The organism is Methylobacterium sp. A49B, from assembly GCF_053346215.1.
Genome location: NZ_JBKFBO010000044.1, coordinates 1 through 232 on the forward strand (window position 1 = coordinate 1; position 232 = coordinate 232).

Genomic DNA, 232 nt, shown 5'->3' on the forward strand with positions numbered 1-232 from the left:
CGTGGCACCGGTCGAGCCAGTCGCTCCGGTCTCACCCGTGGCACCGGTCGAGCCAGTCGCGCCGGTCTCACCCGTGGCACCGGTCGAGCCGGTTGCGCCGGTCTCACCCGTGGCACCGGTCGAGCCGGTTGCGCCGGTCTCGCCCGTGGCACCGGTCGAGCCAGTCGCTCCGGTCTCACCCGTGGCACCGGTCGAGCCAGTCGCTCCGGTCTCACCCGTGGCACCGGTCGAG

At 74.1% G+C, this 232-nt stretch carries 1 protein-coding gene; it reads left to right on the forward strand.

Translation table 11 applies throughout. The features are described 5' to 3' along the window. The coding region (locus ACLBX9_RS03735) for a hypothetical protein (RefSeq protein ID WP_447717953.1) at window positions 1-232 on the forward strand (232 nt) is incomplete at both ends.